This is a genomic window from Microcoleus sp. C2D2 (assembly GCF_036702495.1).
Taxonomy (GTDB): Bacteria; Cyanobacteriota; Cyanobacteriia; order Cyanobacteriales; family Microcoleaceae; genus Microcoleus.
Window position 1 is genome coordinate 26,824 of the sequence record NZ_JAUBTO010000047.1, and the last position, 24,399, is coordinate 51,222.

11 protein-coding genes, 1 tRNA gene and 2 pseudogenes are annotated in these 24,399 nt (G+C 45.9%); 5 read left to right on the plus strand and 9 right to left on the minus strand.

The window, feature by feature from the left end:
* Positions 1-139 precede the first annotated feature (139 nt).
* The 4 genes from QUB61_RS16825 to QUB61_RS16840 form a co-directional block, all read right to left on the minus strand.
* Positions 140-463, minus strand: coding sequence for a hypothetical protein (locus tag QUB61_RS16825; RefSeq protein WP_333130445.1), 324 nt, complete (start codon positions 461-463; stop codon positions 140-142).
* A 56-nt stretch (positions 464-519) separates the two neighbouring features.
* A complete protein-coding gene (locus QUB61_RS16830; RefSeq protein WP_333130463.1) occupies positions 520-1,155 on the minus strand; it encodes a serine/threonine-protein kinase in 636 nt (211 codons plus the stop codon).
* A 241-nt stretch (positions 1,156-1,396) separates the two neighbouring features.
* Positions 1,397-3,658 (minus strand): phosphodiester glycosidase family protein, encoded by a 2,262-nt coding sequence (locus QUB61_RS16835; protein ID WP_333190057.1) that lies wholly within the window; start codon positions 3,656-3,658, stop codon positions 1,397-1,399.
* Between the two features lie 178 nt (positions 3,659-3,836).
* Positions 3,837-9,317, minus strand: coding sequence for an AAA family ATPase (locus tag QUB61_RS16840; protein ID WP_333130449.1), 5,481 nt, complete (start codon positions 9,315-9,317; stop codon positions 3,837-3,839).
* A 125-nt stretch (positions 9,318-9,442) separates the two neighbouring features.
* On the opposite strand from QUB61_RS16840, the gene QUB61_RS16845 reads away from it, so the two are divergent.
* Together QUB61_RS16845 and QUB61_RS16850 are read left to right on the plus strand one after the other, a co-directional pair.
* Positions 9,443-9,721 carry a hypothetical protein gene (locus tag QUB61_RS16845; RefSeq protein ID WP_333130451.1) on the plus strand — a complete coding sequence of 93 codons (279 nt, stop codon included), beginning with the start codon at positions 9,443-9,445 and terminating at the stop codon, positions 9,719-9,721.
* Positions 9,722-11,053: 1,332 nt separating this feature from the next.
* Positions 11,054-15,784 carry a glutamate synthase-related protein gene (locus tag QUB61_RS16850; protein ID WP_333130453.1) on the plus strand — a complete coding sequence of 1,577 codons (4,731 nt, stop codon included), beginning with the start codon at positions 11,054-11,056 and terminating at the stop codon, positions 15,782-15,784.
* Positions 15,785-15,985: 201 nt separating this feature from the next.
* Here QUB61_RS16850 and QUB61_RS16855 read toward each other — a convergent pair whose 3' ends face one another.
* The 4 genes and pseudogenes from QUB61_RS16855 to QUB61_RS16870 form a co-directional block, all read right to left on the minus strand.
* Positions 15,986-19,111 (minus strand): hypothetical protein, encoded by a 3,126-nt coding sequence (locus QUB61_RS16855; RefSeq protein ID WP_333130455.1) that lies wholly within the window; start codon positions 19,109-19,111, stop codon positions 15,986-15,988.
* On the minus strand, positions 19,108-20,688 hold the full coding sequence (locus QUB61_RS16860) for a trypsin-like peptidase domain-containing protein (protein WP_333130457.1): 1,581 nt from the start codon (positions 20,686-20,688) through the stop codon (positions 19,108-19,110). The genes QUB61_RS16855 and QUB61_RS16860 overlap by 4 nt, the downstream gene beginning before the upstream one ends.
* Positions 20,689-20,873: 185 nt before the next feature.
* Positions 20,874-21,170 (minus strand): CU044_2847 family protein, encoded by a 297-nt coding sequence (locus QUB61_RS16865; RefSeq protein WP_333130459.1) that lies wholly within the window; start codon positions 21,168-21,170, stop codon positions 20,874-20,876.
* A 320-nt stretch (positions 21,171-21,490) separates the two neighbouring features.
* A pseudogene (locus QUB61_RS16870) lies at positions 21,491-21,988 on the minus strand (Uma2 family endonuclease); the annotation flags it as partial.
* Between the two features lie 428 nt (positions 21,989-22,416).
* Here QUB61_RS16870 and QUB61_RS16875 point away from each other — a divergent pair.
* The 3 genes from QUB61_RS16875 to QUB61_RS16885 all read left to right on the plus strand — a co-directional run bounded on the left by QUB61_RS16875 (position 22,417) and on the right by QUB61_RS16885 (position 23,823).
* Positions 22,417-22,620 (plus strand): hypothetical protein, encoded by a 204-nt coding sequence (locus QUB61_RS16875; protein WP_190659577.1) that lies wholly within the window; start codon positions 22,417-22,419, stop codon positions 22,618-22,620.
* A gap of 154 nt (positions 22,621-22,774) precedes the next feature.
* Positions 22,775-22,847, plus strand: a tRNA-Ala gene (locus QUB61_RS16880).
* A gap of 124 nt (positions 22,848-22,971) precedes the next feature.
* Positions 22,972-23,823 carry an Arm DNA-binding domain-containing protein gene (locus tag QUB61_RS16885; protein WP_333130461.1) on the plus strand — a complete coding sequence of 284 codons (852 nt, stop codon included), beginning with the start codon at positions 22,972-22,974 and terminating at the stop codon, positions 23,821-23,823.
* Here QUB61_RS16885 and QUB61_RS16890 read toward each other — a convergent pair.
* Positions 23,794-24,288: pseudogene (locus QUB61_RS16890) on the minus strand (IS630 family transposase); the annotation flags it as partial. The gene QUB61_RS16885 and the pseudogene QUB61_RS16890 sit on opposite strands and share 30 nt — an antisense overlap.
* Positions 24,289-24,399: the final 111 nt, after the last annotated feature.

Sequence of the window (24,399 nt, forward strand, 5' to 3'; positions counted from 1 at the left end):
ATTGTAAGGGTTCTCGCATTCTGGCGAGAGATTTTGAGGCTAACCCCAGACTTCTAGATCCGAATGCGAGAGCCCACCCCACTGTAAATCTCAATCTACCTCTTGCAAGATACAAGTTACAGTGTCAATATGAAATCAATTACGATCTACTATTTAATAGGACTTGTTTAAATTCCGCTGCACTTTTATAATAAATTTCAGGATTGTCAATTAAAGCGCGATCGATAACTGTGGCTAGCGGTTGAGGAATCGCATAAGTGCGATCGTCCACAGGAACCGCATCAGTTTGCAACACCGCCAAAAACGGGTCTTGATCCTGCAAATTGCGCGGGGAATATCCCGTTATCATGCCATACAAACAAGCCGCCGCCGCCCAAACATCAACATCCGGTTGCGCGTACTTATAATTTACTACCTGCTGTCGCGGCATAAAATACGGCGTGCCCACAACATTACCAGTCATCGTTATATGACATAAAGCGTTGCTGCTAGGGAATAAACATCTGTATAAGCACCGAGTTATGCCCGTTTTTCTAATAATTCAATGGGTGCGTAACACTCAGTCCCGGAATTGCTATTTGTCCGCAACTTCCCCGGTGCCGTCACCTGCCGCGCTAAGCCAAAATCAATCAAAACTGCACCCCCCTTATTAAGGGGGGAAGAAGAGAAGGGGGTATTTTCTCTTACTCCCCCCCTTACCAAGGGGGGGCTGGGGGGGGTTCTTATCATAATATTTTGCGGTTTAACATCGAGGTGAGTAAATCCTTGCTGGTGAACAAAACTCAGCGCGCTTCCCACTTGTTGAATAATTGGCAAAGCTTTGGCTTCCGACAAAATGCCGTTATCTTCGAGATATTCAGCTAAGTCAATTCCGTCGATTAATTCCATCACCATGCACCACAATTCGATATTTCCCACCATTTCGGGAAACACTTCGTAAACTTGGACAACTTGGGGATGGCTGCAGCGGGCTAAAGATAAAGCTTCGTTGACAAATTTGGTTTGGTATTCGCGAAAGTTTGGTTTACCTTGAAAGTTGGCATTTAGGGTTTTGATGGCGACTAATTTGCCTTCTTTGCGGTTTTGAGCGCGGTAGGTGACAGCGAATCCGCCGCCGCCGAGGATTTCTTCGATTAGGTATTTGCCTTGGTGCAGTTGTTGTCCAGGCGGCTAGTGCCTCATGAGGGGTATGTGAGGATGTGGAGAGGATGGTTTTGATTATAGCTGAGACGGGGGGAATTTTGTTGAGTATTGTCTTGTTTCTACAGTCTTCTCGATCGCCCCTAGCCCCCTTAATAAGGGGAGAACAAGAGTTTGTAAGGTGCCCCGGTGCGGAGATTCTCGATTGTTGAGAAGATAACGCACACCGGGGCACCCTACAATTTAAGGTGACGGTTTATGGTTGAATGAAAATACCGATCGCATTATGAACTCTCGCAGCAGTTGACGGAGGTCGATCGAGCAAACTACCTCCCAAATACAAACTCGTCGAACTTCCCCCATCCAAATTTAAAGCCTCCACAGCACCCATTTGCTGCAATATCTGCGCCAGTTCTGCGAAATTTGGCCCCGCCCCGCCCGCGCGATTGTGCACCGCTACAATCAGCAAATTCCCCGCAGCAGTTCGCCCGATCGCACTTCTAATTGCTGTCTGTCGAACATACGCATCGCTAAACCCTTCCGCCTTCGCATCCAAAACCACTCGACTGTTTTGTACCAACACCGGCCCGCCGCCTAGAATGTACGGAAAACGGTTAAAATCAGCAGGAATAGTGTTAGTTTCCAGACGCAATAAAGTGCCGGGTGTGAATAGAGGGGCGATCGACAAATCCGAACGCAAAGCCAAAATATAACCGTTAGCTGGAATGGGAAAAGTTGTTGTTCCCGCCGCACCTCCGGGGGATTGGCTGACAACTATATCCCCCGCAACTGTCACAACTATTTCATTGCCAGACAACGGAGTATAAGTTGTGCCCCAATCAGAATTGTAGCGACCGATTCCCGATTGCACGTAGGCACTATTGAGATGAGAAACAGGCAAAAATTGATTTGCCGGAGTTATCAAAGTTTCTTGCAAAGTCAAACGATCGATCGCAAATTCTCCCCCATCGTTCCAGGCGATCGCCCCCCGGTTCAATATCGGCCCGGAAAGCCATTTATTGTCGCGGCGAATTGCCCCTAAAGCTAAGCGATTTATCCGATTGAAAAACCCTGCATTAATCGCCGCAGCCGCTCCCGAAACTTCTGCTGTTTGCAATAGAGGTGCAGTGCCTCGATCTATCGGTGGATTGCTGAGAATTGGTCGAAGTTTCACACCAGCTTGACGCGGATTAACTTCTAACCAAACTGCTGGAAAACGAGCAGTTCCTAAATTCTGATACTCCTGCCGCCACCGCACACCGGGAGCCCAAAGAATGTTTTTTTCTACTAACGAATCTGGCCGAATGTCGATCGCTAATCGATAGGGATTTCCCTCGCTGAAAACTTGCGGTCGCCAACCTAAAGGAATCGTTACTTTGACTCGGGTTCGATCGCCCTCTGGTTCGACTTTTAGTGATAGCAATTGTTTGCTGGTTTGAAAAGTGTCCTGAAGTAAGGCGGGATCGACTTTGGCATCGATCGCGATCGACCATTCTTGACCGATAATCTGCTGTAAAGGCGTCCTGTGCAGCGGGAGAGCCGGTTTGGTCGGGTCGTCTGGTGTTTCGAGATTTGGCGCTGCGCGGAGGCCTTGCAGTGGGATAGCGGGCTTTGTGGGGTCGTCCGGGGGGTTGGGCGTGGGTGTGGGCGACGGGCTTGGTTTATCGACAAAGTTGACTTGCCAAGGGGCGGGGCGATCGAGATCTACAACAATGCGCGAGCCCCATTCTCTTTCTGCTTGCCGAATTCCAGTCACATTTGCCGCGGGAGACGTGATTCTCAGAACATTACCATCTGCTGATATCTGCCAACCCGCAAGGGACGCAAAATCGGTAACATCTAAGTAACGATACGAGCCTGTTGCCCGCACTGCTAAGCTTTGAGCGCCGGTTAAAGATACCGAAAACCACTGCACCGGTTGTTTGGTACTGTCGGCGCTGCTAAGCAAATCCACTCCCGCACTTTGCATCAATCCAACGTCAGCAATCCCAGTTCGGAAATCCGCAGAAGTGCTGTTTGCCGGCTGCTGAGTCCAACTTAGGGGTAGAATGCGGCCGTTTAGAGACACTTGGCTGCCTTGTCTAATTCTCGAAGATGGCGGTACAGATTGAGCCAAAAACCTATATTCCGACATGGGTTGAAACCCCTGTTTCATAGCTGAAGTTTTCTCAAGAGAACTATCGGTCAATATTTCAGTCGGTTTTAACTCACATCTTGCACCATTCTCAAGAACAGGCAAGATGCCTGTGAAGCGAAGAGTAGATTTGCTTGTGGAACGGGCAAGATGCCCGTTCATAAAAGGCTTATTGACAAGGGTGCAACATCTCAATTTTAACCGACTTTCGCTATCAGCCAGGGAATTCATTCCCTGGCGGGTTCTCGAAGCATCAATCAACCCAGCCCTCTCCCCCTCTTGTGCTCTTCCGGGTTGATTCCACACTAAAGACGGGGCGATCGCCAGTACGGGTAAAATCGAGACTGACAATATTCGACGCCAATACAACAAATTACGTTTCACAGTTTCCAACTCACAATTTCAGTCCTAAACGCATGGGTATCGAGAAACCCGGAATATCCGTATGTTTTTTCTTACTAAACCCTATATTTTTGCCGATCGCTGTGATGAGCAGGAAGCTCTGGATCGGGTCTAGGTTAGTCGATGGCGCTAATTGCGCTAAAGCCCTACTACCAACTGCTCACACCGGAAGAGAAATCACAAACTCCGAACCCTCCCCGAGGGAGGAATTCACTGTTAATGTACCTCCATGTTTTTCCACAACAATTTGGTGGGCGATCGACAATCCTAATCCCGTTCCTTGACCGACAGGCTTGGTTGTGAATAAGTGGTTAAAGATGTTTTCCTTGACGGAGTCCGACATCCCCACTCCATTATCCTTAATCCGAATCAAAACCTGATTTTTAGATTCGCTCAGAACAGTTTGAACCGTGATTTGATTAGGTCGGGCTTGAATTTCACTAAAACAGCGCCCCTTATTTGACTCCTCCAGAGCGTCAATGGCATTGGCCAGTATATTCATAAATACCTGGTTTAACTGTCCGGGAAAGCATTTCACGGCGGGCAAGTTACCATACTCTTTCACAATTTCAATGGCAGGGCGGAACTCGCTGGCTTTTAAACGGTGCTTGAGAATCAGCACAGTGCTGTCAATTCCATCATGAATATTGAAAGAAACTGGTCGATCGCTATCTGCCCTCGAAAACGTTCTCAAACTTGTACTGATATTGCGGATGCGATCGACTCCCTCCTTCATCGAGCCTATCAATTTCGGCAAATCTTCTCGCAAATACTCCAAGTCGATATCCTCAATTTCTGCTTCAATTTCCACTCCCGGAGCGGGAAATTTTTCTTGATACAAATCAATCAAGTTGAATAAATCCCCCACATATTCTTGAGCCGGTTGCAAATTGCCGACGATAAAGCCTACCGGATTGTTAATTTCGTGGGCTACCCCTGCGACTAAATTTCCGAGAGCAGACATCTTCTCATTCTGTATCAGTTGCAGTTGCATCTGCTTGAGATTGTTGATATACTGCTCTAGTTTTTGGGCATCATCCCGAGATTGTTGATAAAGCTGTTGAGATTCCTGATACAAGCGGGCGTTTTCCAGCGAGATCGCAGCTTGGGAGCAGAGGATGTTGAGGAGGGCGACGCGATCGCCAGTGAATGCCCCCCTTGTCAGATTATTTTCCAAATACAGAATTGCCATCAATTTGCCTTGATGGAGAATCGGAGTACATAGGATGCTCTTAGGTTGCTGCTGCATCATATAGGGGTCAGAAGCAAATATTAATTCTGTCGTGACATCATCGAAAACTAGGGTTGTCTGGATGCGTTTGATGTAATTAATGACAGTCTGGGGAATTGATTGGCTCTCCTCGATCGCAATTGTTTCTTGCAGAAGACAGCCTTGGCGATCGCTACAGTGGACAGCGATTTTCCAGTTCTCCTCTTCTTTTAAAATCAATACTCCTGTTTGAGCCCCTGCATTCTGAATCGCCACTTCCATCAGGGTAGTGAGCAATTGTTCAAACTTTATTTCGCTAGACAGAGCTTGATAAGCTTTGATAACTGTTGGTAAATCTATTACTGTGCTACTCGTAGTCCCAGTAATTGTTTGATTTCTGGTAGAAGATAAGGTGTCATGGGAGGTGGTTCCTGCCTCGAACAAACGACCTTGATTCTGTTGCAAAATAGGAGCAAGCAATTGAGGATAGCATTGTTCTAAGCTATCAATCTTCGCTTTAGCCCCCCAACGAGAGTAGGAATAGTAGGCATCAATTAGATAAAGTTGAGCCATTTTTTCTTTCCCCCACTGTAAATAAAATTTGGCAGCCAGCTCGTTTGCTAAAGCTTCTTCATTGACGTATTTGTTTTCTTTAGCGAGAGCGATCGCTTTGTCGTACATCTCGATCGCTTCTATTTTTTGGTCTAAAACCCGATGCCGTTCTGCCTCCACTAGACAGAATTTATGCAGATGATTCATGGGGGCATGATGCGCCCATTTCTGCATTTTTTCTTGATTAGCTTGTACTCGGTCAAGAATGCCCTGTTGCTCTGACTGTGGAGTATCATAATATACCGCCAACCACACCAAAGAATCGTAGAAATAGAAGATAGCAACAACTGGCATTCCTACCACTGCATCTAAATACTTCTCTGCTATAGCGATATTCTCAATCGCTTCTGAGTAATTTTCAAACCAATAACAAAGTAAAAGTTTGTTTAAATATATGTATGCAACTCCCACTTTATCGTTCGCTTGCTGGTAAAATGGCAACTTCATCTGCTCATCGCAGGCTTCACCCTTGAGAAGGCAGTAATTCTCACTTTTTCCCAGCAAATTCAAGATAGCCTGCCAATAGATTTCTATATAATTAAGCGCTGTTTCTTGCTTGATTTTATGAATAGCGTTTCTGTTTCTTGCTATCTCTCTTTCAAGGACAGTCAGTTCTTTGCCACTATAGTAAGCTGAACAGGAGTACTGTAATAAATTATAGCCTGCATATTCTAAATCTCCTGCCTCCATTCCGCTAGAGTAAGCTGACACCAAAGGCTCTAAGGTTTCTCTGAGATGCTCTTTGCAATGTCGGATAAATAAATTTACTATGAAAGCTGTCTTGGCTTTGATTTCTTGAGAATTTAACTTTGACACTAGACTTAAAGCCAATTGACCGAACTGATAACCTGAATCAATATCTTCCACAACTCCACAAAGAAGAAAACCATAATTGGCGTAAGCAAAGGGAGAAACAGAAGCATTCCCATATTGGACGGATAATTGTACTTGTTTGCACACCGTCAAAGGCAACAGTGCAGGAGCAGCAATGTATGCAGGAGCAAAGATACTTGATAAAAGTCTCATAGCTGCTAGTTTATAGGAATCGCTCATTTGAGGCAGGTCAACTAAATCCTCAATTCGCAAGCCATTCAAAATTGACGCAGTTTCCCCTAGTGCCTGCCCAATATCTGACGAGTTTGGCTCCGAGGGAAACTCTACCCCCAACTGCTTTAAAACTTGTAGTCCCGTATTTAGTGCTTCCTGTAGATTATTTTGCGCCATATAAGCTTGCATCTGTACTTCATATACCTTCACTTTATCCAGCAGCGTTTTGGCGCAATTTTCCACGACTGCTGCTAATTTTTTCATCTGGTCAAAGTCACCGCTGAGATATGCCGCTTCTGCTGCTTTTGTAAACAGCGCTAATGTTAGTTCGTATTGATTCTGCCAACAATTTTCTGTCAGTAATTGCCTACCAACATTGAAGCATTCAACCGCAGCAGCATAAGCGGTAGCAGCTTTGGCTTTCTTTCCAGCAACCAGATTCAACCGTGCTAATTGCTCCCGTTGTGCCTCCTGAGTAATTAGCTCAACTCCCACATTTAAGTGGTTGACAATATCAAAAATTCTTTCTTCTCGATCTGCTTCTGGCGTATTGTCTAACAGCAGTTGACCGATTTTTAAGTGAGTCGATCGCTTTTGCTCTTCGGGAATCAGGGAATAGGCTGCTTGTTGCACCCGATCGTGTAAAAACTTATATTTGGGTAATTGCTCATGGGTAATTGGTAATTGGTCAGATTCCTTCCCATTACCGATTACCGAGTTGCTATTCCCCTCCGCTTGATAAAACTTATAAACTTCGCTAATGGGTAAAATTAGCCCTTCTTGTAGTGCCTTCCATAAAGCGGATGCGGTTTCTACTGGCGAATTTTCATCAACAATTGCTAACGTCGCCAAATCGAACTGATTGCCAATACAAGCAGCTAACTTTAAAACGGACTGTGTCCTGGTTGGCAACTTTCGCAACTGAAGTGCCATGAATGCTACTACATCATCCGTTAGTGCCAAGGTTCGCACTCGGGCAATATCGCACTGCCAATACCGAGCTTCAAAATTAAATTCAATTAGCCCATCTTCATGCAAAGATTTGAGGAATTGTGTGCTGAAAAATGGATTGCCTTGGGTTTTTTGATAAACGAGCTCTGTCAAAGGCAGAGCCAAGGCTGTAGAACAATCTAGAGTATCGGCAACTAAACAATTTAGGTCTGCTTGAGCTAGCGGAGCTAAGGTAATAGTGTTGACTTTTGCTTCACCTTTTTGAATCTCTGCTAACCTCAGCATTAATGGATGTGCTGGAAAAACTTCGTTATCCCGATAAGCTCCAATTAATAAGAGATAGCGGTTATCATTAGCACTTATTAACAGTTTAATTAAGTTTAACGACGCTAAGTCTGCCCATTGCAAATCATCCAAAAAAATTACTAAAGAATGTTCTTTTGTTGTGAAAACTTGAATGAATTTTTCAAACAACAGATTGAAGCGATTTTGAGCTGCACTGCCCGAAATTTCTGGAACGGGCGGTTGCTGTCCGATAATACGTTCTAGTTCGGGAATGACTTCAATTATCGCTTGAGCGCTATCGCCCAAAGCTGCCAAAATTTCTAACTTCCATTCTTCAACTTTAGCATCTGTTTCCGATAGTAATTGTCCCATTAAATCGCGAAAAGCTTGGACAAATGCTGAAAAAGGGAGGTTGCGTTGGAATTGGTCGAATTTACCTTTAATAAAGTATCCTCGCTGTCTGACAATTGGTTTGTGAACTTCGTTGACAACAGCGGTTTTGCCAATGCCTGAGAAACCCGCAACGAGCATCATTTCGGCGCTGCCGGCACTCACGCGCTCAAACGCCTCTAGCAGGGAGAATACTTCGCTTTCCCGACCGTACAACTTTTCTGGGATGATAAAGCGATCGCACAAATCTCGCTCCCCTATTTTAAAGTTAGTCAGCGCCCCTGTCTCTTGCCACTCGGATAAACAAGTTTCCAAATCGTACTTGAGTCCGATCGCACTTTGATAGCGATTTTCAGCATTCTTCGCCATCAGTTTGCTAACAATTTCAGACAGCACCAGTGGAACGCTTTTGTTGAGGTGATGGACTGGGATAGGCTGCTTGGCAAGGTGACAGTGTACTAACTCTATCGGATCGTCGGTTTGGAAAGGCAACTGTCTCGCCAGCAGTTCGTAGAATGTGACTCCCAGAGAGTAGAAATCCGTGCGGTAATCAATGCCTCGGTTCATTCGCCCAGTTTGTTCTGGAGATATGTAAGGTAAGGTGCCTTCGAGGACGTTGGGATTTTGTATTTCTTGGGTTTCGCGCGGCAACAGGGAAGCGATGCTGAAGTCAATCAGCTTGACTTCTTTGGTGGTGGGGTTAATTAGAATGTTGGCGGGTTTGAGGTCTTTATGGATGACGTGGTGGCGATAAAGTCCGTCGAGGGAGTTGGCAATTTGAATTGCCATAGGAAGAAACTCGCTAATGGGCAACCCTTCTAGGGGCTCCTTGCTAGCTTCTGCTAGAAGATCGAGATAGCTACTTAAGGAAATTCCGCCAAAGTCTTCCATCACCAGAGCATAGTGGTTCTGGTAAGTCTCCAGGCTGTATGCTTTAACACTGCCGGGGATATCTAAGTTTTTAGCAATGACGTACTGGTTGCGGAAGTTAACCAGTTCGTTGAAGCGGGGAAAGTCATTTCGCAGCACTTTGATCGCGACTGGCTGCCCATTTGAACACCTAAGGCCGCGATACACTAAAGTTCTCGTACCTACGTATATTTGCTCGTTAATGTGATATCCTAGTAAAACATTTGTTGTAGCCATATCTACGTATTCCTACTGCTTCTGTCAAGCCTAAAGTTTGTTTTAGTTGATATCTACTATTGTGCCTCTATCTGCGGTTCTATTCATTAATTTCATTTTTCTTAACATATTTTGAACAAGAAATTATGAAAGAGCGATTTAAAAAAGCCGACTTAATATTTTATGTAAGAGCTGTTGATACTTCAGTTGACACTAAGTATAAAATGACTCCGCGAACGCTGATTGAAGGACAGCAGTTCATTGAAGAGGCAGTTAAGAAGCTCATGAATAGGCGTGGCATCATTATGGGAGGATTTTTGACACTCTGGATCCTCAAGAAACTGAGATTCTTGATTCCAAGAGGCGACTTGCTGATACAGGATTTCTCCAGCCTCAGTAGAGGTCATCTATCCACCAGCATTTAGGGTGTTACTCCAAGTTCCCCTATGCCCTACGCTACGCATCCTCTCCTGGAGAGGATATTTCTAGCTGCCTTACGATCGCGATCTCAAACACACTGTCCGTCAAGCTTTATTAACAGCAGTAAACTGTTGTTGTTTCCGGTAATTTTTAAATTATATAACTATATGACTAAGCTTAATTTGTGAGCTACGAGAAATTTATGATGACATGAACCAGATCAATATAGGGCACTTAATTTCAATATTTTAATTAAAAATTAACTTTTGACTGAATTCCCCCGTGTTCCTTGCATCGAGCAGACTAAAGTCTCGCTCGTTTTCCGCTTACATTCTTTTATAAAAAATAGAAATGAAATGTCCCAAAAGCCAATCAACTTAAATCGGTAAGAACGGCAACTTTTGAGCTTAGGACTTACGCACCGAGGCTCAGAAACCGGGTTTTTTTACGAAAAAACTTGGTTGTGACCCCAGACTCAGTAAAAAACCCGGTTTCTTTGGTATGTGTGCGTCCAGGACTGAGCTAAACAAAATTACCAATGCCAAGTTTTTGGGTGCGGTCAAAAAGGCTGCGCTGGCCGGCACCAGATGCTCCAAATGTGTCAGAAATCCTTGAAATAGGCTTCATTGATGAGTTACAAACGTTTTTGGGTAAAAAAATACTAATTAGGGTTGCGGATAACTGTCAACCTTTTTCGGCCAGGCCTCTTAGCCTGGGTTTTGGGCGATCGCTTACAAGACTTGCGCGCAAACTCTGACTGTAAGCGGTGAAATTTTATCAATTTCTTGATACACTTGATGTTCCAGCTTGATAGTTGACTTCACAATAAGACAGGTTCCACGAGTTGTGAACCGCGCTGCTACATTGCACCTACCGACTGACCGGGCAGGTGGCTTTTGTGTCTGCGGGCGCGGACGAAAGCAACTCAGCAGCGCAGCAAGCAAAATAAAGCTAAAGTCAATATCTACCTGTGTTTGCTGCAAGGCTACCCTTGCGGACTCAGGAAAAAAACAGACAAAAAACTCGTGAAGCGCAGCTATCCCCTAGGGAATCGCCTGCAATGTATCTAGTCTCCGGGCGGCGATCGCCTGCTGAATCACTGCTTTTTAACAGCAGGGTATTCTAGGAGACATCTCCGAGACGATGCGAGCGAGATAATTTAAAATCTGCAAACAGGGCTTCAGTGCTAAGTACAGGCAGCATAGACGTAAATTTTTATCAAATCAGCTTTCAATACGCTGTTTTAAAGTTTACCAGGCTCCCACCGCTCGGCAGCCTTCTCTCCGAGCTATAAAAACGCATCAACCACACAATCACGGAAATAACATTCAATCAACATGGGTAATACGATCGATCCAAACAGAAACGTGCATCAGACTGAGCGAGGAACACCCTATGCCGGCCAAAGCTGGTTAGTGGAAGAAAGAGATGCCTGCGGTGTGGGCTTTATTGCCAACCAAAGCGGCGAAGCTACCCACTCGATTATTCAAAAAGCGCTCCCAGCTTTAACTTGTCTGGAACATCGCGGCGGTTGCAGCGCCGACCGAGATTCCGGCGACGGTGCGGGTTTGATGACCGCGATTCCTTGGGAATTGCTGGATACTTGGTTTGCCGAACAGGGAATTGTGCCTCCCGCACGGGAAAACTGCGGCGTGGGAATGCTGTTTCTGTCTCAAGATAAATTTCAAGCGACTATAGCGCGGCAGGTGGTTGAGCAAGTTCTGGCCGATCGCGGGCTGAAACTTTGGGGATGGCGCCAAGTTCCCATTGTACCGTCGGTTTTGGGCGAGCAAGCGCTAGAAAATCAACCTCACATCGAACAAGTAATTGTCAGTTCACCGCACTTAGCCGGAGACGAACTCGACAGACACCTATTTCTGGCGCGCCGCACGATCGGACACGCCCTGTCAAATCGCCCCAACTTCACCCGCCGAGACTTTTATACTTGCTCTTTTTCCTGCCGCACGATCGTCTATAAAGGCATGGTGCGATCGGCCGTACTGGCAGAATTTTACGAAGACCTGAAAAATCCCGCTTATAAAAGCTCCTTTGCCGTCTATCACCGGCGCTTCAGCACCAACACGATGCCCCGCTGGCACTTAGCCCAGCCGATGCGCTTGCTGGGACACAACGGAGAAATTAACACGCTGTTGGGCAATATTACCTGGATGAAGGCGCGGCAAGCCAATTTATCTCACCCGAATTGGAGTCAAGCGGACATCGACACGTTCAACCCAATTGTCAAATCCGAAAGCAGCGATTCGGCAAACTTGGACAATGTGATGGAGTTGTTGGTGCACTCGGGCCGCACTCCCCTAGAATCCCTGACAATTATGGTACCCGAAGCCTACAAAAATCAGCCGGATTTGGCTCCCTACCCCGAAATTGTCGATTTTTACGAGTATTACAGCGGCATTCAAGAACCTTGGGACGGCCCGGCACTGCTGGTGTTCAGCGACGGCAAACAAGTAGGTGCTACGCTCGATCGCAACGGTTTGCGGCCGGCCCGCTACTGCATTACTAAAGACGGTTTGGTAATTGTGGCTTCCGAAGCGGGAGTTGTCGATATTCCCGAAGCAGATATTGTCGAAAAAGGCCGTTTGGGGCCAGGACAAATGATTGCAGTTGACCTGCAAACTCAAGAAATTCTCAAAAATTGGCAACTCAAGCAGCGCATTGCTAAGCGGCACCCCTACGGCGAATGGCTGAAACAAAACCGCGAAATCTTGCAGCCGCAGCCTTTTGCGGAAACAGCAACCCTCGACTCGCAAACGCTGTTGGCAACCCAAACTGCTTTCGGCTACACAGCAGAAGATTTGGACATGGTGATCGTCGAGATGGCGAGTTCTGGCAAAGAACCGACTTTCTGCATGGGCGATGACGTTCCTTTGGCTGTGTTGTCAGAAAAGCCTCAGTTGCTGTACAACTATTTCAAACAGCGGTTCGCTCAAGTGACAAATCCGCCGATCGACCCCCTGCGCGAGGGAATGGTGATGTCGCTGACGATGAGTGTGGGCCTGCGGGGCAATTTACTGCAAGCAGTGCCGGAAAATGCCAAGCGGCTGAAAATTGATTCCCCCGTACTCAACGACGCTGAACTGTCTTTCTTGAAAGATCAAAAGTCTTTCCCCGCAACCGAATTGTCAACGCTTTACAAAATTGCTGCCGGGCCTGGCGGTTTGAAAAGCGCAGTCGAGCAACTTTGTCAAGAGGCGGCTGCTTCGGTGCGCGAGGGTTCGAGAATTCTGATTTTGACCGATCGAGTCTCGAAGGCAGAAGGCGGATCTTCTGCTGTTGGACTGAGTGCAGAATGCACTTATATTCCGCCCTTCCTGGCAGTTGGTGCGGTTCACCACCACTTAATTAGCGTCGGGCTGCGGATGCAAACTTCGCTAGTTGTCGATACCGCCCAATGTTGGAGCACTCACCACTTCGCTTGTTTGCTCGGTTACGGGGCGGTGGCTGTTTGCCCTTACCTTGCCTTGGAAAGCGTGCGCGCCTGGTGGTCTGACACTAAGACTCAAAATTTGATGCAGCACGGCAAAATTCCCAATATTACTGTGACGCAGGCTCAAGCTAGATACCGCACAGCGGTGGAAAATGGGCTGCTGAAGATTCTGTCGAAAATGGGGATTTCGCTGCTGTCTAGCTATCAGGGGGCGCAAATCTTTGAGGCGATCGGCATTGGCGGTGATTTGCTCGATTTGGGTTTCAAAGGCACGGTTTCTCGGATCGGCGGTTTGAGTGTGGCGGAACTGGCTAACGAGGTAATGTCTTTCCACAGTCAGGCTTTCCCAGAATTGGTTCTCAAAAAGCTGGAAAATTACGGCTTCGTGCAGTACCGCCGGGGCGGTGAATATCACATGAACAGCCCGGAAATGGCGAAGGCTTTGCACAAGGCTGTGACTACTTTTAAGGCTCAGACTAACGGTAACGGCAATGGGGCCGAACCAAAAATGGAACCAATTGGTTCCAAAAATTCTGAAACGGCTTACGATCACTACGAGGTTTACAAGAAACAGCTCGAAAACCGCCCGGTAACGGCTTTGCGGGATTTGCTGGATTTTGTGAGCGATCGCCCTCCCATGGCGATCGAAGATGTAGAATCTGTAGCAGATATTGTCAAGCGGTTCGCCACCGGCGGTATGTCCCTCGGCGCTTTGTCCCCGGAAGCCCACGAAACGCTAGCGATTGCGATGAACCGCATCGGCGGCAAATCCAACTCCGGCGAAGGCGGCGAAGACCCGGTGCGCTACAAAGTGCTAAACGATGTGAGCGCGGCGGGTTTCTCACAAACGCTACCTCACTTGAAAGGTTTGCAGAACGGCGATACAGCTTCTTCATCCATCAAACAAGTAGCTTCGGGACGCTTCGGGGTGACTCCCGAGTACCTGATGAACGCCCAACAAATCGAAATTAAAATCGCACAAGGTGCGAAACCGGGTGAAGGCGGTCAATTGCCTGGGGCGAAAGTGAGCGAGTACATTGCTTATTTGCGCCGGTCGAAACCGGGTGTGACGCTGATTTCGCCTCCTCCTCACCACGACATTTATTCGATCGAGGATTTGGCGCAGTTGATTTTTGACTTGCACCAAATCAATCCGCAAGCAGGAGTTTCGGTGAAGTTGGTGTCGGAAGTCGGCATCGGGACTGTGGCCGCCGGTGTCGCCAAGGCAAATGCTGATGTGATTCAAATTTCCGGCCACGATGGCGGCACCGGTGCTTCGCCATTGAGTTCGATTAAGCACGCAGGTTCTCCGTGGGAACTCGGTTTGACAGAAGTTCACCGGGTGCTGATGGAAAATAAGTTGCGCGATCGAGTTTTGCTGCGCGTTGACGGTGGCTTTAAAAGCGGCTGGGACGTGGTTGTAGGCGCTTTGATGGGCGGCGAAGAGTACGGTTTCGGCACGGTGGCAATGATTGCAGAAGGCTGTATTATGGCTCGCGTTTGCCACATGAATACTTGTCCGGTGGGGGTGACAACTCAACAAGAACACTTGCGGAAACGGTTCCCCGGTACGCCGGAACACGTTGTTAATTTCTTCTATTTCGTAGCACAAGAAGTGCGGAGTTTGCTGGCGAAATTGGGTTATAAGTCGATCGCAGATATCATCGGCCGCGCGGATTTGCTGACAATGCGCGATGGGGTGAAATTAACTAAAACTCAAGCGATTAATTTGGATTGTTTGATTAAGTTACCGGATACTAAGAGCGATCGATCTTTCTTGGTGCACGAACCCGTCCACAGCAACGGCCCGGTTTTGGATGACGGTTTGCTGGCGGATGCTGAGATTCAAAGTGCGATCGCCAATCACGGCACTGTTAGCAAGAGTGTAAAATTGGTGAATACCGATCGCACTGTGGGAGCGCGTTTGGCAGGTGCGATCGCACAGCAACACGGCAACACGGGCTTTAGCGGTCAAATCACCCTTAATTGCACTGGTAGCGCGGGCCAAAGCTTCGGCGCGTTCAATTTGCCGGGGATGACGCTGGTACTGTCGGGCCAAGCCAATGACTACGTTGGTAAAGGAATGCACGGCGGCGAAATCGCGATCGCACCGCCGGCTGGTGCGACTTATGATGCTTCCGAAAATGCGATCGTCGGTAACACTTGTTTGTACGGTGCGACGGGGGGAACTCTGTTGGCTGCGGGTAAGGCTGGCGAACGGTTTGCGGTGCGCAACTCGATGGCGAAAGCTGTGATTGAGGGTGCGGGCGATCACTGCTGCGAGTACATGACTGGCGGCGCGATCGTCGTGTTGGGAAAAGTCGGCCGCAACGTCGGCGCTGGAATGACTGGCGGCTTGGCTTATTTCCTCGATGAAGATGGCAGTTTCCCGGCTCACGTCAACGGGGAGATTGTGAAGATGCAGCGCGTTTGTACGGCGGCTGGGGAGGCGCAGTTGAAGGAGTTGATTGAGGCTCAGTGCGATCGAACTGGCAGCAAGAAAGCTGAGAAGATTTTAGCAAATTGGTCGGAATATTTGCCTAAGTTCTGGCAAGTTGTGCCGCCGAGTGAAGCGAATTCGCCGGAGGCTTCGGAACAAAAGATTGCTGTGGAAGTTTAATTTTGCAGTTGGTTAAATAGATGAGGGGCGACGCGAGTTGCCCCTTTTTTAATTTACTTAATATCATGTCCGGTCGAGCGACCGCGATTTTTGTAGGGGCGGGTTCACCCACAATACCTGCCAATAATTGACCATCTCAAAAACCCGCCCCGACCGGGATATTATGGTTAATCGATCGGACATGATATAAGTTGCAAATTATTAATAATTGCTATTTTTTACAGCCCGTTCTCGAACCCAACGCTCTAATAATGGCACTTCAAAAACATAACCATTATCTGTTTGCTCAATCACATGATATCGTTTCAATCGCCTGATTGCCGCATCTGTTAAATCTTGTACATTGCCCGGAGCTAAGCCATTGGCTAATTCTAACAGGAATTCTTGTCCGGCGATTATTTCTGCGGGATTATTACCTGTAAATTCTGTCCAGACATTGGTAAAATAAGGTTCGCCGTTGGTGAAAGCTTCAGGAATCGCAGCTTGCAATAAATCTGGTGTTACCAATTGAGTATGATTTAAGTTTGCCTGAGTGACAAGAGCAGAGCCAAGGAGTTGCAGCAGGTAGGGCTGACAGCGAGTCAGTTGAATAATGTCGTCAACAATACCTCGATCGTAACGCAGGGCGAATTCTGGGTCAGGATCAGTTAGTAAACTTTCGGCTTCATCGGGTTCTAGATAAGTCATTTCTAGGGGGACAACGCTGATAAAATAGCTGCTCCAGTTGGGGCCGAGTTCGTCTAGAGTTTGGAGGCCAGAGAAGAGAAAAGCTAGGGAATCATAGTGCTGAATCAGGTGGCGGAGTTCGTCAAATAAGTTGATACTTAAGCGTTTTTCCTTGATAGCAGTGCCAATTTTTTCAAATTCATCAAGGTTGAGGAGAAGGCGTCGTTCTCCAAGTCTGGGAATTGCTTGTTCGAGCCAATCTTCTAAGGCAATATAAGGAGTTTCCAGAAAGTCTTTGCGTGTGGGAATAATTGGTAATTCGATGCCTTGACAGCGACTATCGCGGTGGATGGCACGAATTAATCCTTGACAAAATGCAGCTTCATCTGTAGTTATAGCCGAACTTTGTAAATCTACGTAAACGGGGAGTAATCTACTGGGTAAGAGGCGGGGTAAGTTATACAGAAATGAGGTTTTGCCACAGCGTCGGGGACCGTGTAAAACGAGGGTGGGACGATTGCGATCGAGAATTAAGCGGAATATTTGATCGGCAAAGGTTTGGCGCCCTCTGAACAGGTTAGCACGGTCAGATAGCAGTGGATTGCCGTATTGGAAGGGGTTAAGTAGTTCATCTTGAGATTGTTTCTGCTGTTCTTCCAACTCTAGCTCGATTACTCGTCGCCACCTTACTAAAACTGGTTGCCAGCGTTTTATTGCCCGTGTTGTGAGTCCTAATTCAGGCAGTTGTACCTGTAATCTGAGCAGATAAGTGAGGATTGGCTCTAAGGCGCGTTTGCGTATACGAATGTTTCCTGCTTTTAAGGCAGCATCCACATCTTTAGCAACTGTTTGCAGGCGTGGCAATAGTTTATTGATGTCTGTACCATCTTCTATATCAAATGGCCAATTATTTGCGAAATAGCTGGTCAAAATGCCTGCCATAACACTGCCAACAATACTTCCAATAATTGTTTCTATCAGCCGGGTACTTAGAATAAAAACAACACCTGTTATTATGCTACCTAAAACACTTGTAAAAATGAACAATCCGCGAAATATAGAGTTATTATTTGAGGATAATTTTTGTAGAAACTCTGTGTTTCTTACTAGATTTCGGCTTTGATAGAATGTTGGTGCTAGTAAAGGTAAAAATGGATGTTCGGGTGTGGCTATGGCGATGAGTTCCGAAATATTTTCAATTGCCGTTAATTGATCTGTAATAATTTGAGGTAATGCCACTTTAATCGTAACTTTCAAGCCTGGTAGCGGTGATGCTTGCATTTTCTGAAAAGTTGCCAGTGTTGCTGAGCCATCAGTGCGGAAGGCGGCAGCTAAGATGCGATCGTGATTAACGAGAGGCATCCAAAGCAACTCGGTGGTGTAAGGGGGTAGTAAGTAAAGTAATCGCACAGGATTGCGATCCTCGAAAGGTTGTACTAAAAGGATTGCTAGTACAGAGTCGATTAGTGTGAGGATTAAATAGTCTGGTAGTCGGTAGTAACTCATCAAAGTTACTGGCACTGCTAAAATTGATACCCAGCCCTGATGCTCGAAGCCTAAAGCTGTTAGGGTGACTGCCGTAATTATTGCTAACCAATTTTGCATGATTGGGGAGAGACTGGCAGCAATTAGCCAGCACATTAGCAAAAAGAGAGGCAAAGGTAAAATTGCAATCCTTCCGACTACGCCTGCCACAACGCCTCCCACGACACCTGCCACGACGCCTGCCACGATGCTTCCCACGATGTTTAGTACGAGGTTTCTTACGATCGTCATGATGCTGATGCTTCTCACGAGGTCTGGCACGATGTTTATCAGAATTCCTGTCAAAACCCTTATCACGACAGCCGCCACGACGCCTCCCACGACGCCTCCCACGACGACCGTTGCGAGACCTCCCACGACGCCTCCCACGACGACTGTCGAGAGGCCTCCCACGACACCTCCTGCGACGACTGCCACCATGCTTCCCATGATGCGTCCCATGACAAATAACATCATGGAGTCGCTCCTTTCGACTTCATCGCTATAAACAAATATCAACAGTAATAAGCCGATCAATGCAGTGGCAGCCAGAGCAAAATACCAATTCTGTGTCGCCAACCAACTTCCTAACCATGTACTTAGTGTTCCGCCGACCGCGATGACATTGCGAGCTAAAAAAAGGCGCTTTCTATTTAGCAGCCACGCACAAAACAACGTGGTAATAATTAAAGCCAATATGCCGAAAAATAGACCACTTGCTAGTTGGGAAAATGGAGGTAAAATACTACTTACCTGAGCCAGTACAATTAGAGAAACTTGAGGATTTATCAGATAAACCAAATCAACCAGTAGTAGTAGATGCAAGCCCATTGATAAGCAGAAGGAGCCAATGCTATAAGCAGTCGCGATCGCTCCCAACAGCAAGAGCAAATCGAGGGCTTGACCGTGCAATGCAATTCCCGAAATCAGCGGTAAACTAAACAAAAATATCAGCAGTAAAAACTGACCAATAAAGCGATTATTTCCCAAAAGTAAAATATCCCTGGAATGTGTATCCGATCGCAATCCATCCTTTTCCTCAGCAGGAGCCCACTCATTCATCCGCTGCTGAAGCCTTGAAGGACAAAACATTGCCCAGTACCACAACTCCCAAGTCTCCCGCAGAAACCTCTTCATCGCTGATTCCTCACAAACTCTGCAAAAGCACTGCTAAATAATCCACCATCCGATCGCAACAAACCGTGATGTTTGAGGCTATCAACTACAGCATCAGATTGAGTTGAAATCTTACCACTAGCATTTTTCATAATTTGACGTTCCGGTGGAGTCAAATCATCCCAAAGTTCTTTAAAGCGGGGAGTTGCTTGGTAAAAAAACTTAGTCCGTGCTTCTTCGTAATCCCCGTACTGCCAAAACATTGATGCTGCCATTTGGACATAAAAAGGCAAACCGCCAGTAAGTTCATCAATCCAGTCGATTAACTGATCGGGTACAACATCCATTTTACCGCTTTGGATAAACCCATCTTTAACTAAACTACGCCAAGATTCCTCCTCCAATGCACCCAAAATTTCCGTACTAAAAAGATTGGGAAAATTCGATGTAGGAAAACGAGTTTTCCAATCTTCGCTCAAGGGACGCTTACTGGCAATTACCATCGCCAACATACCCGCAGAAGCTTTGGAACGCCAATCTTCTCCCCACTCCTGAAATAGTTCTAAACGTCGGGTAATTCCTTCAAACTCATCTAGGATCACAATCAAGCGATCGCCCTGTTCTTGCAGGCGTATCAAGCCATCTTCCACCTCAAAAGGATCGTCATTAACATCCTGCCTCCAAGGTTCAGTTCCTATTTGTTTGAAAATCTCCCGCCGCAGTCCCTCAGTGATGCCTTCTGGCGTGTGAAATTTGGGAGATTGTAAATCTAAATTCACAATTAATGGTTTTTGTTTAGGTTGACAAAACCTTTCGGTACGTTCTGTAATCAACCGCAATATGGAAGATTTGCCATTGCGTCGCATTCCTACTATATTGATGCTCTCAGAACTAATACCACCAATTCGGCTTTTTACCTCTAAAATAGCTTTTTTCCGTCCATAAAAGCGTTCTGGCGAGACTGAGCTGCCGTAGCCAAAGGGATTGCTATCTGTTTTTTTTGAATTGTTTTGATGAAACCGCTGATTGAGTTCTGCTAGTTCAGGAAATTGGGCAAAAATTATACTTACAGGTACGGCTCGCCCTCCTAAATCACTAAAATCGCCGCGAGAAAGATTCATAATTCCACAAACTTTTCCGGTGCGTTGATTGAGTAATGGTGAACCGCTAGTTCCAGGTTTTGCCTGTCCTCCTTTCAATTTGTATAGTGGCGAATTGTTTTTGATGCTTTCACCTTCATACTTAAAGGTAGCAGAATCACCCTCGGAATAATCTTGGGGATAGCCATAGCTAAATAAGTCATCGCTCAATTCAGGAGATGACCAGTCAAAATTGATACAAGGATGATCTAAATCGGGAAAATTCAACTTTAATATTGCTACATCTAGATGCTTTTCTAGTGGAATATTTTCAAGACTAGCAATGTATTGCTGATTTTTGTATGGCCAGAATACATTGATTTTTTCACGATTAGCTGATTTAACGACATGAGCGCAGGTGAGAATTCGTTGTGGGGCAACAAAAAAACCAGTTCCATGACCACCGGGAACGCTCACTCGCAGGGTGCATTGTTGTAAGAGTTTAGTGATATGTGTCATATTTGGGTGTTAGCAATTAGTCACTCTATGCAATGGAGATATCACGACAGGGTAGTGCCGTTTCCCTACAATTAATCTGGCGATAGTTACATCTCTCGCTAGTGCGAAGGCTGGGAACCCTCACCCGTGCTACGATTATTTTGGGGTAGGGAAACGGCATTGCCGTGTCCTCTGCTGCCTTGGAATTACTTGCTCCATTCTAAAGTAATTTCAAGGTTAGCTTTGCTAGAACCTTTGACAATTAATGTTGTAATTTGTCCAGATTCAATGGCAATCTCTAAGCCAAACTTAATGGTGGCTTTATCTGGTTTGACTTCTTGCAAAACTCCTGAGAGTTCTTTCGCAATTGCCTTGATGGCATCTGTTGCTTCTTTGAAAGGTCGGTTGCCAAAAGCGATTTCCTGGTCGCCAATTGGTGTGGCTTCGACTCTGACAATTGTGCCGTCAGAGAGTTCTAGGGGAATAATTGTTGTTTGTTCCATGCTTTTGCCTGCTTTGCTGTTGATTTTAGATAAATTATTCTCTAGGATAAGCTTTTTTTCCTAAAATTGCTACTATGATTGCACTTCGGGACGGGCAAGATGCCCATCCCACAAGAGTTAAAATTAGTCCTGGAGGCAGGGGTGCTCAGAAACCGGGTTTTGGCGAAAATACTTCGTTACACTATGGACATATGATCGTTGTGACGAATTCTAGGCAACAGCAAGTCACCTCAAGCTACTCCGTCACCCAACCCCGGCGGTGTTACGCAATGCAAGAAAAATACGGCTGGCGACTGCTACGAATCAAACCTACAAAAGACTCAATCCTCAAATACTCCTGCATATTGGAAGGTGAAACCAGTTTTCCGAACTACATGGATAAAGACGAGGAGGATTAACAAAGAAGTCTTGACAAACTGTTCGACATAAACTTTATACTGATCGATTAAAATGTATTCTCGAAACTCAGGAATCGATCGATAATAATCAAACTTATCCCCTCGATCGTAATTTTTCGTACTTTTTGACAAAACTTCAACAATCATCAAAGGATTAATTATTGTAGCTGTGCGATCGTCTAAAAGCACTGGTTCGCCTTTAACCGCCATCACATCTGGATAAGTATACAGATGATAGCGCGGTATCGACAACCGTAAGTCACCGATAAAAACCTTATAGTTTTGCCCCTTCAGAGCAAATTTTAAATGAGCCTAAAAATTGCCCGCAATATCATTATGATTTGGAGTACCACCAGTCATAATAACTATCTCGCCATCAATATATTCACTTGGGGACTCTGCCACTTCCTCTAGTGCAAAATATTCCTCTGGCGAGTAGAGTTTTTGAGTTTGGGTTAACTTAGTTTATATCCTCAACAGCCGTTCATTTTATTTTAATTAAAAGTACACCAATTTTATCAAATTTGCATCGGGTCAGGGTGCGATCGCACTGGTATCAAATCAGTTATACTCAAAGGTCGATCGCACCCTGACCCCTCACCAAAGCGTCTGAAGCGCAGCTATCGGGTTCTTAATCCCTCGCTCAAGAGTCAAAAACGCCCCCTCTAAAGATGAGCTTGCTCTCATTTACTTTGCATATTGTAATTATTAATAAAAGCTATCATTTTTTCTCAGTAGCTTTCCGCTGCTCCCTCCGGGTTTTACAGCAAAAGTTAAATACGCCTGAGCTTATCTGCACTGAGCGAAAAGTTTTGTTACAATAGGTAAGCTGTTACAAATCGTAACTTATGCTGGTTTCTATTTTAATAATTGACGTTGCCCTCGTTGCCTGGTCTTTGCACTTAATGCAAGAGGCGATCGCGCAACGGGAATTTTCACTAATGCTAGCCGGCACCCTAGTTGCGGTCTCAGCCGCCGCTCTGCTAGTCGTCTACTTCCTCATGGGGTCTTGTTTGAGCCATTTGACGGAAATATCCCAACACACTTACTAAATCATAGTAGGGGATTGACCATTGTCCAGAAGCGAGGAGATTTTTTGGGGAAAAAAAGCCGAAAGCCTTGCCAATCCAGGGTTAAAAACTAATTTGCCCAAAAAGCTTGACAAATATTGGTCAGTTAAGGCATGATTGAGAGCGCGAAAAGAAAGGGGAATTAGCTCAGTTGGTAGAGCACTACAATGGCATTGTAGGGGTCAGCGGTTCGAGCCCGCTATTCTCCATAAACAAAACCCGTTAACACAGCGGGTTTTGTCGTTTCTCTAAGAAAAACTGTAGATCTGCTATTCTCAATTAGGGGTGACAGAATATGTCATACTCTGACAAAAAGTGGGATAAAACTGGGATATGGCTTCAGGCTCTGTGAAGGTCAAGATTTTTAAGGATCGGCTTCGTTTAGTTTGGTCATGGGAGGGCAAACGTTTCTGGCTGTACATCGGTTTGCCCGACACGAGCACCAATCGCAAGGCAGCCGAAATCAAAGCCCGCCAAATTGAACTTGACATGGCCAGTGGCAACTTTGACCCCTCCCTGCTCAAGTACAAGCCACAGAAACAAGAATCAATCTCTGTTTCTCAGCTATTTGAGCAATTTGTCGAATATAAACGCCGATCCATCTCGATCGGTGGATTGACTAAATATCTTGCGCTACAAAAACACGTTTCTGTGTTTTTCAACAACAAAACGACAATTTCTGTTTCTGAAAGTATTGCTGAGAAATTTAGAGATTGGCTGGCAGAGAAACTTGAACCCGTCACGGTACACGAACGGATCGTTTTGATGAACGCTTGTTGGGTCTGGGGACTAAAAAAGAAGCTGGTAGTCGAAAATCCTTGGGCTGATGTTCGCGTGATTGTTGCGCCCAAACAGCGCCCACAGCCGTTCACACTGGCAGAAATAAACGCGATCGTACACAAATTCCGCTCAGATCCCGATCTAAATCACTACGCGGACTATGTGGAATTCAAGTTCGGTGTCGGTCTTCGCACAGGGGAAGCAGCAGCATTGCGATGGCAACACTGTTCATCAAACTGCGATCGCATCTGGATCGGAGAAAGTTTGAGTAATCGCGCTCGTAATGGCACGAAGACCAACAAAGCGCGCACGGTGCCACTAACACGGACGCTTCAACAGCTATTGCTAAATCGACGACCAACTAATACCAATTTCCTAAAGTTCTGCTACAGATATTGCCTCTAAAATGAATTGCCATCCCGTCAAAGAAGCAATGACTTCATTCGTCAACTTGTTTAACTCTTTTTGCACCGCTGCTCTCAACTCCTCTATTTGTTCAAATCTCAACCATTTCAATTGTTCTTTTATATATTCCCAGAGTCTTTCTATGGGGTTTACTTCCGGGCTGTAGGCAGGTTGAAATAATAAAATCACATTTTCTGGTATACTCAAATTTAAAGAGTTATGAAACCCTCCATTGTCTACTTGTATTATATGTAAATCCTCATGATACTTACTAGCAAATAGCTCCAAGAATTTCTCGAAGCACACTGTATCCAGATGCGTAAACTCGTAAAAGAATCCTTCCCCTGTTAGTGGCTCTACTGCCCCGTACACCCACAAATAAGTAAAATCCCATAGCACTTGGACTTGCGGTTTTATTCCGTTCCTCGTTAACTTTCTTCTCCTAATTGTAGGCAGCCCCATCCGGCTTTCATCTTCACTTTAATATCGTACTTTTTTCGTATCCGCTCAATAAATCGGGGTAACAGCAAAAAAGAAGGTTCACAATCTAGGCACAGCATGGTAGAATATAAAGCA

Bases quoted from the DNA above. Each gene is read 5' to 3' on its own strand.
- QUB61_RS16825 (WP_333130445.1), bottom strand. From the start codon at position 463: ATGACTGGTAATGTTGTGGGCACGCCGTATTTTATGCCGCGACAGCAG.
- QUB61_RS16840 (WP_333130449.1), bottom strand. From the start codon at position 9,317: ATGGCTACAACAAATGTTTTACTAGGATATCACATTAACGAGCAAATA.
- QUB61_RS16845 (WP_333130451.1), top strand. From the start codon at position 9,443: ATGAAAGAGCGATTTAAAAAAGCCGACTTAATATTTTATGTAAGAGCT.
- QUB61_RS16850 (WP_333130453.1), top strand. From the start codon at position 11,054: ATGGGTAATACGATCGATCCAAACAGAAACGTGCATCAGACTGAGCGA.
- QUB61_RS16855 (WP_333130455.1), bottom strand. From the start codon at position 19,111: ATGAAGAGGTTTCTGCGGGAGACTTGGGAGTTGTGGTACTGGGCAATG.
- QUB61_RS16860 (WP_333130457.1), bottom strand. From the start codon at position 20,688: ATGACACATATCACTAAACTCTTACAACAATGCACCCTGCGAGTGAGC.
- QUB61_RS16865 (WP_333130459.1), bottom strand. From the start codon at position 21,170: ATGGAACAAACAACAATTATTCCCCTAGAACTCTCTGACGGCACAATT.
- QUB61_RS16875 (WP_190659577.1), top strand. From the start codon at position 22,417: ATGCTGGTTTCTATTTTAATAATTGACGTTGCCCTCGTTGCCTGGTCT.
- QUB61_RS16885 (WP_333130461.1), top strand. From the start codon at position 22,972: ATGGCTTCAGGCTCTGTGAAGGTCAAGATTTTTAAGGATCGGCTTCGT.